This is a genomic window from Microbacterium azadirachtae, assembly GCF_000956505.1.
GTDB classification, from domain to species: domain Bacteria; phylum Actinomycetota; class Actinomycetes; order Actinomycetales; family Microbacteriaceae; genus Microbacterium; species Microbacterium azadirachtae_A.
Window position 1 is genome coordinate 20,551 of sequence record NZ_JYIX01000014.1, and the last position, 8,783, is coordinate 29,333.

The 8,783-nt window shown below is 72.3% G+C and carries 9 protein-coding genes; 7 read left to right on the forward strand and 2 right to left on the reverse strand.

Translation table 11 applies throughout. The features are described 5' to 3' along the window. The first annotated feature begins 30 nt into the window (after positions 1-30). Positions 31-651 carry a TetR/AcrR family transcriptional regulator gene (locus tag RS86_RS00680; RefSeq protein ID WP_045270275.1) on the forward strand — a complete coding sequence of 207 codons (621 nt, stop codon included), beginning with the start codon at positions 31-33 and terminating at the stop codon, positions 649-651. Between the two features lie 278 nt (positions 652-929). Here RS86_RS00680 and RS86_RS00685 read toward each other — a convergent pair whose 3' ends face one another. Both RS86_RS00685 and RS86_RS00690 read right to left on the reverse strand, forming a co-directional pair. Next, on the reverse strand, positions 930-1,919 hold the full coding sequence (locus RS86_RS00685; RefSeq protein WP_045270276.1) for an o-succinylbenzoate synthase: 990 nt from the start codon (positions 1,917-1,919) through the stop codon (positions 930-932). A gap of 216 nt (positions 1,920-2,135) precedes the next feature. After that, the gene (locus RS86_RS00690; protein WP_045270277.1) at positions 2,136-3,149 is read right to left on the reverse strand and encodes a GNAT family N-acetyltransferase; all 1,014 of its coding nucleotides are present in this window, start codon (positions 3,147-3,149) and stop codon (positions 2,136-2,138) included. A 77-nt stretch (positions 3,150-3,226) separates the two neighbouring features. Here RS86_RS00690 and RS86_RS00695 point away from each other — a divergent pair, with 77 nt between their 5' ends. The 6 genes from RS86_RS00695 (at position 3,227) to RS86_RS00720 (ending at position 8,654) form a co-directional block, all read left to right on the forward strand. Next, positions 3,227-3,550 carry a PadR family transcriptional regulator gene (locus RS86_RS00695; protein WP_045270289.1) on the forward strand — a complete coding sequence of 108 codons (324 nt, stop codon included), beginning with the start codon at positions 3,227-3,229 and terminating at the stop codon, positions 3,548-3,550. A 19-nt stretch (positions 3,551-3,569) separates the two neighbouring features. Next, a complete protein-coding gene (locus tag RS86_RS00700; protein WP_052679990.1) occupies positions 3,570-4,526 on the forward strand; it encodes a permease prefix domain 1-containing protein in 957 nt (318 codons plus the stop codon). A 41-nt stretch (positions 4,527-4,567) separates the two neighbouring features. Continuing rightward, entirely contained in the window at positions 4,568-5,485 is a 918-nt protein-coding gene (locus RS86_RS00705; RefSeq protein ID WP_045270278.1) for a 1,4-dihydroxy-2-naphthoyl-CoA synthase, read from the forward strand. Positions 5,486-5,487: 2 nt separating this feature from the next. Continuing rightward, on the forward strand, positions 5,488-6,615 hold the full coding sequence (locus RS86_RS00710) for an AMP-binding protein (RefSeq protein ID WP_045270279.1): 1,128 nt from the start codon (positions 5,488-5,490) through the stop codon (positions 6,613-6,615). Between the two features lie 72 nt (positions 6,616-6,687). Further along, on the forward strand, positions 6,688-7,884 hold the full coding sequence (locus RS86_RS00715) for a sensor histidine kinase (protein WP_045270291.1): 1,197 nt from the start codon (positions 6,688-6,690) through the stop codon (positions 7,882-7,884). Between the two features lie 131 nt (positions 7,885-8,015). Further along, positions 8,016-8,654 carry a response regulator gene (locus RS86_RS00720; RefSeq protein WP_045270280.1) on the forward strand — a complete coding sequence of 213 codons (639 nt, stop codon included), beginning with the start codon at positions 8,016-8,018 and terminating at the stop codon, positions 8,652-8,654. Positions 8,655-8,783 lie beyond the last annotated feature (129 nt).

Sequence of the window (8,783 nt, forward strand, 5' to 3'; positions counted from 1 at the left end):
TCGCGGGCCCGAGGCCCGCAGGAGGTGCGGATGACCGGCAGTGCGACCAGGAGCCGGGAGAACACGCGCGCGCGGCTGCTCGAGGCGGCAGCGCTGGTGTTCGCCGAGGAAGGGCTCGACGGTGCGACCGTCGAGGCCGTGTGCGAGCGCGCCGGCTTCACGCGCGGCGCGTTCTACTCGAACTTCGAGTCGAAGGACGAGCTGTTCCTCGAACTCGCCGGATCCGTGTCGGCCGAGCGCCTGACCGCCGTGCGCGCGAGGGTGACCGAGCTGAACGAGGCCGGTGCGCTCGCCCAGGACTGCGATGCGACGACGCTCGTGCAGCAGGTCATGGACACCGGCAAGGACGACCGCCTCGGCGTCATGCTGCTGAGCGAGATCCGCCTCCGCGCCCTGCGGGATCACGCCTGGGGCAAGGCCTATCTCAAGCAGGAGCAGGAGATGGTCGCCGGCATCGCCCGGATCATCGACGACATCGCCGCGACCGGCACGATCACGCTGCGGGTCGACTCCGAGGTCGCGGCCCGCATGCTGCTGATCATCTGGGAGGGCACGACCGTGCGCGGCGCGATGGCCGGCAAGGACGACGCCCAGCTCCGCCGCACCGGCAGCGTCGAGCTCGGCCGGATGGTGTCACTGCTGCTCGGGTGAGGCGGCGGGCTTGCGGCTTGGGGGCGCGTGCTCTCGTTTTGGGGCGTGTGGTGGCACGGATTCCGTGTGTGGTGCGCCCCAAACCGGCAGAGTGCGCCCCGAAACCAGGCGTGGTGCGCCCCGAAACCACTGACACCGGAGCGTGCTCGATGCTCGGGGAGGTCATGTTGGGGCGTGCGCTCTCGTGTTGGGGCGCATGCTGGCACAGATTCCGTGTGTGGCGCGCCCCAAACCGGCGGGGTGCGCCCCGAACTGCGTCGGCCGGACCGTGTCCGGCGTCAGCGACCGTCGGCGGCGAGCAGCCCGTGGCAGCGGCTGAGGCGGTCCAGCCACCAGCCCCGGCGCTCTGCGGGGGCCTCGAGGCGGGCGAGCGCGGCCGCATCGGGGACGACCCGGGCCGCAGAGACCATGCCGCCGTGCGGGCGGGCATCCGCGACGTCGTCGGCGAACAGCGATGCCGTGCCGAGTCCGCAGTCGTGGTCGAGCACGGGCAGCGCCGCGGCGAGTGCGGCGCCGAGCGAGAGGCCGACCGCGGTGTCGAGCGCGCTCGAGACGACCACGGGCAGTCCCGCCTCCGCGACGATCCGCAGCGCGCGCTCGATGCCGCCGAGCGGCTGCGCCTTGATGACGAGCAGATCCGCGGCTCCGGCCCGGGCGACCGCGAGCGGATCCGTCGCCTTGCGCACGCTCTCGTCCGCGGCGATCGGGATGTCGAGGTAGCGGATCCGCTCGCGCAGCTCGACGAGCTCCTCGACAGTCGCGCAGGGCTGCTCGGCGTACTCCAGATCGAAGGGGGCGAGGGCGTGGATCGCGCGCTCGGCCTCGTCGACGTTCCAGCCGGCGTTCGCGTCGATGCGGATCCGGCCCTCCGGCCCCATCTCGGCGCGCACCGCGCGGACACGGGCGAGGTCGTCGGCGAGGCTCTGCCCGGCCTCGGCGACCTTGACCTTCGCCGTGCGGCAGCCGTCGAAGCGTGCGAGCACTCCGGGAACCTGGTCCGCGGGCACGGCCGGGATCGTCGCGTTCACGCGGATCCCCTCGCGCATCGCGGAGGGGCGAGGATGCCAGGCATCCGCGATCGCGGCGGACAACCACGTCGACGCCTCGGCATCGCCGTACTCGGCGAACGGGGAGAACTCGGCCCAGCCCTCCGGCCCCTCGAACAGCAGCGCCTCGCGGACGTCCACCCCGCGGAACCGCGTGTGCAACGGGAGCGCGACCACCCGCGCGGTGTCGAGGATCTCGGGGAGCGCGGGGAGGTCGGTCATGCCCCCATCATGCACCCGCGGATCCGCTCCGCCGCGCCGGCTCGGACGTGTCCTCGAGAGGTGTTCGAGCGCGGTCGGGGGTGCGACGATCCGCACAGGGTGCGACGTTCTGCACGCGGCTGAGCCGGATCCGTGCGCGGATCGTCGCACCGTGTGCAAAACGTCACGGGATCGCGGCCGGGATCCCCGCCCGCGCCCCGGCCCGGGCGCCGCGGATCAGCCGAGCCGCTTCTGCAGCTCGCCCAGACGCCCGGAGGGGTGGAAGCCGAGAGCGACGTTGACGGCGAGCATGTGCTCGTTCGACTCGGCGTTGTAGGTCACGACCCGCGGCGTGCCCGGCATCTCGCGCTGCAGCCGGCGCAGGTTCTCCAGCTTCACCCGCATGCCCAGGCGGTGGCCGCGATCCTGCCGTCGGACGAGCGTCCCCCACTGGTACGCGGCGCTGTCGTCCCCGGAGACCACGAGCTGCGAGTACGCGGCGACCTGACCGTCCGGGGTGAGCGCGACGACGCAGAACGAGGTGCGACCCTGTGCGGCCACGAGCTCCTCGCTCTCGCGGATCTCCGCCACGTCGGCAGTCGCGGCCTCGATGTCGAGGTCGCCCATCGGCGCCTCGGTGTCGAGCGAGCTGGAGAGCTCGGCCCATCCGGCGACGACGTCCTCGGGCACGGGGCCGGTCCAGCTGCGCAGCAGGTAGCCGTCGTCGGGGGTTCCGGCGGCGAGGCGATCGAGCAGATCCTCGGTCACGGGCAGGTCGAGCACGCTCTCCCGGTCGCCGAGTGCGAGCGCGTAGCCGTGCCTGCGGCCGAACTCGACGCCCGGATGCCCCGTGCCGTCGGCGGGTACGGAGGCGGCCCAGCTCGTGTCGGCCAGGAAGGTGCGCCGAGAGCGCGCGATCGCACGTTCCTCCAGCTCGGTGAGCAGCGCGGATCCGATGCCCGACCGCCGCGCCCCCGGTACGACGTACACCGCGATATCCGCGAGATGGGTGTTGTCCTTGAGCGGGAAGGCGAGGGAGGCCGCACCGACGACCGTCCCATTTCGCCGTGCGAGGAAGGCATGCTGTTCGAACGTCGCCGAGTCCTGCTGAAGCTCCGTCCGCGTCTCCTCGAGCGACCACAGCACGGCGTCGCCTCCGCGATCGGCACGCAGGGCGGCCGCGTACACCTCCCACCAGGCATCCACGGCCGGGGCGTCGAAGGCGTCGACGGGCTGGATCTCGATCGTCATACCTCCACGCTATGCGAGTGCGACGGACAGGATCGTGTCATTGACAATAGTGTGCGACGCACAATATGGTGTTGAACATGAGCGATGAGGAGTTCGACGGACACCTGCAGGAGCTGCGGCGCGGCACGGTCGTGCTCGCGAGCCTGCGGCTGCTGCGCGAGCCCGGATACGGCTACGGCCTGCTGGAGCAGCTGAGCGCCGCCGGCTTCCCGACCGACTCCAACACCCTCTACCCGCTGCTGCGACGCCTCGAGAAGCAGGGTTACCTCGCGAGCGAGTGGAACACCGAGGAAGCGCGACCGCGCAAGTTCTATCGCACCTCCGACGCCGGGCACCGCCTGGCCGACACCCTCACCCGCGACGTGCAGGCCATCGCCGCCGCCGCGAAGAATCTTCCCTGACCTCCTGGAGGAGAACATCATGGACACCGACACGACCCTTGCCGAGCGCTACGTGACCGCGGTGGCGCGGTCCGTTCCCGTCGCCGATCGCGAGGAGGTCTCCGCCGAGCTGCGCGCGTCGATCGCGGACGAAGTCGACGGCCGTATCGCCGCCGGCGAGGAAGCGGCGGCGGCGGAGTACGCCGTGATCGCGGAGCTCGGCGACCCCATCGCCTACGCCGCGTCGCTCTCCGGGAGGCCGCTCGTGCTGATCGGACCCCGCTACTACGCCGCGTGGCTCCGCCTGCTGCGTCTGCTTCTGGCGATCGTCGTCCCGGTCGCCGCCGTGATCGCGGGGATGATCCGAGCGATCGGCGGAGGCGATGTCGGCGCGGTGATCGGTGCGATGATCCCCACGATCCTCATGTCCGGCATCCAGGTCGCGTTCTGGACGACACTCGTCTTCGCCGCGCTGGAGCGTCTCGGATCCACCGGCGACACCGTGCTCGAATGGACTCCCGAGAAGCTGCCCCGCACCGTGATCCTCGGCGCGCGGATGGCGGATCTGATCGGCATGGCGGTCCTGACCGTGACCCTGATCGGCTCCGTCATCTGGGACCGCACCATCGGCTGGGGCGACGACCACGTGCACGTCCTGGCGCCGGGCCTCTGGCCCTGGGTCATGACGGCGTGGTTCGGGCTGCTCCTGATCGGGCTGGTCGTGGAGGCGTTCGTCGCCGTGCGCGGACGGTGGAACGCGCCGCTCGCCGCCGTGAGCATCGTGGCGAGCCTGGTCGCGATGCTCGGCGCGATCGTGCTGATCTGGCGGGGCGCCGTCATCGCCCCCGACCTGATGGCGCGCATGCAGGCCGCGAGCACGCCGACCGCGGACATCGTGCAGATCGTGAACATCTCGATCACGGCCGTGCTGGGCGGGATCCTGATCGGCATCCTGTTCGACGCCTACCGCAAGCTGGGTCTCGCCCGCGAGGCCTGAGCGAGCCCGCGAAGGACGGGACCCGGAATAGGCTGGGATCCGTGACCGAGAAGCCCGTCTCCGACCTGTTCGATCCCGCCGAGTGGACGCTCGCGCCGGGCGCGGGGGAGTACACCGACATCACCGCGCACGTCTCGAACGACGGACGGATCGCCCGCATCGCCTTCGACCGGCCCGAGGTGCGCAACGCGTTCCGCCCGCACACGGTCGACGAGCTGTACCGCGCGCTCGACGAGGCCCGTCAGGATCCGCGGATCGGCGTGGTCCTGCTCACCGGCAACGGGCCGAGCCCGAAGGACGGCGGCTGGGCGTTCTGCTCCGGCGGCGACCAGCGGATCCGCGGACGGGACGGCTACAAGTACTCCGAGGACGAGGCGACGGTGCCGGCCGAGGCGCAGGCCAGGTCGGGCAGGCTGCACATCCTCGAGGTGCAGCGCCTCATCCGGTTCATGCCGAAGGTCGTCATCGCGGTCGTGCCCGGCTGGGCCGCCGGCGGCGGGCATTCGCTGCACGTGGTCTGCGACCTGACGATCGCGAGCGCCGAGCACGGCCGGTTCAAGCAGACCGATGCCGATGTCGGATCCTTCGACGCCGGATACGGATCCGCCTACATGGCCCGCCAGACGGGGCAGAAGTTCGCGCGCGAGGTCTTCTTCCTCGCCGAGGAGTACTCCGCCGAGCGCGCCATGCAGGCGGGCGCCGTGAACCGCGTCGTGCCGCACGCCGAGCTCGAGCACGAGGCGATCGCGATGGCCAGGACGATCCTGACGAAGTCGCCCACCGCGATCCGCATGCTGAAGTTCGCCTTCAACGCGGTGGACGACGGGCTGGTCGGCCAGCAGGTCTTCGCGGGCGAGGCCACGCGCCTGGCCTACGGCACGGATGAGGCCGTCGAGGGCCGCGACTCCTTCCTGGAGAAGCGCGAGCCCGACTGGTCCCCCTACCCCTGGCACTTCTGACGATGAGGCTGCGCGCCGTCGACGGGGCGGATCCGGTCGCGGTCGGGGCGGGGCTGCCGGCGGCGCTCGACGGTGCGGCGCCCCTCGCACTCGGATTCGCGCCGGGGCCCGGCGATGACGTCGCCGACGGGACCGCGGTCGTCATCGCGACCTCGGGATCCACGGGCGTGCCGAAGCGGGTCGTCCTCTCCGCCGCTGCTCTGACCGCGAGCGCGGAGGCGACCGCACGGCGGATCGGATCCGGGCAGTGGATGCTCGCCCTGTCGGCCGGCTATGTCGCCGGGCTGCAGGTGCTCGTGCGCGCGCACCTCGCGGGCACGGCGCCCGTGCTGCTCGAGGGGCGATTCACGCCGGCCTCGTTCGCGGCGGCGACGCGCGGCATGGGTGCGGGGCCGCGTTACGCGTCGCTCGTGCCCGCGCAGCTCGCGACGCTGCTGGACGCGGCCGAAGACCGGGACGTGCGCGAGGCACTGGCGTCCTACGACGCGCTGCTGCTCGGCGGGCAGGCGCTACCGCCGGTGCTCCGGGAGCGGGCCGCGGCGCTCGGCGCCCGCGTCGTGCGCACCTACGGATCCAGTGAGACCGCGGGCGGCTGCGTGTACGACGGGGTCGCGCTGGATGGAGTGCGCGTCGCGTCCGTCGACGGCGAGCTGCGGATCGCCGGTCCGACGCTGGCCGACGGCTATCTCGGCGACCCCGAGCTGACCGCGCGCACGTTCGTCGCCGACGCGGCGGGCGAGCGCTGGTACCGCACGGGCGATGCCGGCGACGTGGCCGACGGCAGGGTCGCGGTGACCGGGCGCATCGACAACGTCATCGTCTCGGGCGGAACGAACGTGTCGCTGGACCGAGTCGAGCGCGCGGTGCGCGCAGTGGCGGGCCTCGAGGGCGCCGTCGTTGCGGCGATCGCCGACGAGCGCTGGGGGCAGGGATCCGCGATCGTGGTCGCGCTGCGGACCGGGCTCGCCGATTCCGCGCCGGCGCTGCTCGCCGCCGCCCGCGAGCGCGTCGCAGCCGAGGTGGGTGCCGAGGCACGTCCGGCCCGGATCGTTCCCGTCGAGGCGCTGCCGCTGCTGTCTTCGGGCAAGCCCGACCGCCGCGCGATCGCCGCGCTCGCCGCCGGGCGCTGAGCCCGGTCGCCGCCCCGGGGATACATCTCCCGGCGGATGACCCCGGCGGATCCGGTCGCGTACCGTGAGGGGGTGATCCGCACCATTCCGCGCTTCTGGCTCGTGCTCGACATCGTGGGCAGCGCCATCGGCCTGCTGCTCACGCTGCCCCTCACGTACGTCTTCGAGGCGGGCACGATGAGCCGCTGGATCCCGGACGGCCCGGTCTCGATCCTGCTCGTGCTGCTGGTCGCGGTCATCCAGTGGGGCGCGGCGGCGATCAGCCGGCTCTCTCCGGTGCTGGCCTTGATCGTGGCGTGGTTCGGCGCGCTGCTGCAGATGGCGTGCGGCTTCTCGCCCGGTGCCTATAACCTCGCGATCCTCGCCGTGGTGTTCGCGACGTCGGCCTGGGGATCGATGCGCCTGCTCTGGATCGGCGGCGCCTCGGCACTGGGGGGCGGGCTCATCGCGGGCGGCTACATGTCGCTCATCAACGAAGAGGCGCTCATCCAGGACACCGAGACCGGACTGCGCGTCGCGCTGGTCGCGGTGCTCCTCGGGACCGTGTCCGTGCTCACCCTGGTGATGGCCTGGGGCGCCGGTCTGCTGTGGCGGGTCGTGCTGCACGGCCGCCGCACCCGCGACGCGCAGGTGCGGGCAGAGGCGGTCGCCGTCGCGGAGCAGGAACGGGTGCGGATCGCCCGCGACATGCACGACGTGGTCGCGCACTCGCTCGCGGTGGTGATCGCGCAGTCCGACGGCGCGCGCTACGCCGCAGCCGCGGATCCGGCGCAGGCGACCGCGGCGCTGACCACGATCGGGCAGACGGCGCGCGCGGCCCTCTCCGATGTGCGACTGCTGCTCGCGCAGCTGCGGCACAGCGAGGGGCAGGGGCCGCAGCCCACGCTCGCCGATCTGGAGACGCTGTACACACAGGTGCGCGCCGCCGGGATCGAACCGCGCGTCACCGTCGACCCGATGCCGCCGGGGGAGCCCCCGGCCGGCATCCAGCTGGCCGTGTACCGGATCCTGCAGGAGGCGCTGACCAACGCGATCCGGCACGGCGCCGGCGACGTCGACGTCTGGCTCGGCTGGCATGCCGACCACGTGCAGATCACGGTGCGCAACGCTGTGCCGCCGACGCCGCGGCAGGCGCACATGGAGCGCGGGCACGGCCTCATCGGCATGCGCGAGCGCGCTCAGCTGGTCGGCGGGACGCTCAGCGCGGAGCACGAGGCGGTGGGCTTCGTGGTGCGCGCGGTGCTCCCGATCGGGCCGGCCGCCGACTAGCTGCAGTGCCCAGGCGCTGTGCCGGAGCGGTCCTGGAGTCGTCCTGGCACCGCGCCGAGTCCTGGCGCTGCGCGAGGGGATGACAGACTTTCCGGAGGCGCGGATCCGATCGCGCGGAACGAGGAGGCAGGATGATCCGTGTCGTGCTGGTCGACGACCAGGCGCTGTTCCGTGCCGGGATCCGCATGCTCGTCGCGTCGCAGCCCGACCTCGAGGTCGTCGGTGAGGCGGGGAACGGGCAGGAGGCCATCGAGGTCGTGCGCGCGACGCGCCCCGACGTCGTGATGATGGACATCCGGATGCCGGTCATGGACGGGCTGACCGCCACCGCGCGCATCCTGGAGGAGGCGGATCCGCCGCGGATCGTGATGCTCACGACGTTCGATCTCGACGAGGCGGCCGCGCGCGCGATCCGTCAGGGGGCGAGCGGCTTCCTGCTCAAGGACGCGGATCCCGAATTCCTGCTCGCGGCGATCCGCACGGTGCACTCCGGGTCCAGCGTGATCGCGGCGTCGGCCACCCGTGATCTGTTCGCGCACTTCGCGGCGCCTGCGCAGGTCCCGGTTCCGGCGAGCTACGGCGACCTCACCGAGCGCGAGAAGGAGATCTTCGCGCTCGCCGCGAGAGGTCTGTCCAACGCCGAGATCGCCGCCCGCGAGTTCCTCTCCGAGGCCACCGTGAAGACGCACATCAGCCGGATCCTCACCAAGCTCGCCCTGCGCGATCGCGTGCAGCTCGTCGTCTTCGCCTTCGAGCACGGCCTGAACTGACCCGCGGCCGGCCCCGGAACAGGCTCGCCCCTCCGTGGTGCCCCTCCACTTCCGAGTCGTCCCCATGAGCGCACCCCCTGGCGTCCGCTCACAGGGACGACCCGGAAGTAGAAGAGGGGGCGTCGGGGG

Excerpts from the sequence above, each read along its gene's own strand:
- RS86_RS00680 (WP_045270275.1), top strand. The coding sequence starts at position 31 with ATGACCGGCAGTGCGACCAGGAGCCGGGAGAACACGCGCGCGCGGCTG.
- RS86_RS00695 (WP_045270289.1), top strand. The coding sequence starts at position 3,227 with ATGAGCGATGAGGAGTTCGACGGACACCTGCAGGAGCTGCGGCGCGGC.
- RS86_RS00720 (WP_045270280.1), top strand. The coding sequence starts at position 8,016 with ATGATCCGTGTCGTGCTGGTCGACGACCAGGCGCTGTTCCGTGCCGGG.
- RS86_RS00690 (WP_045270277.1), bottom strand. The coding sequence starts at position 3,149 with ATGACGATCGAGATCCAGCCCGTCGACGCCTTCGACGCCCCGGCCGTG.
- RS86_RS00700 (WP_052679990.1), top strand. The coding sequence starts at position 3,570 with ATGGACACCGACACGACCCTTGCCGAGCGCTACGTGACCGCGGTGGCG.
- RS86_RS00710 (WP_045270279.1), top strand. The coding sequence starts at position 5,488 with ATGAGGCTGCGCGCCGTCGACGGGGCGGATCCGGTCGCGGTCGGGGCG.
- RS86_RS00685 (WP_045270276.1), bottom strand. The coding sequence starts at position 1,919 with ATGACCGACCTCCCCGCGCTCCCCGAGATCCTCGACACCGCGCGGGTG.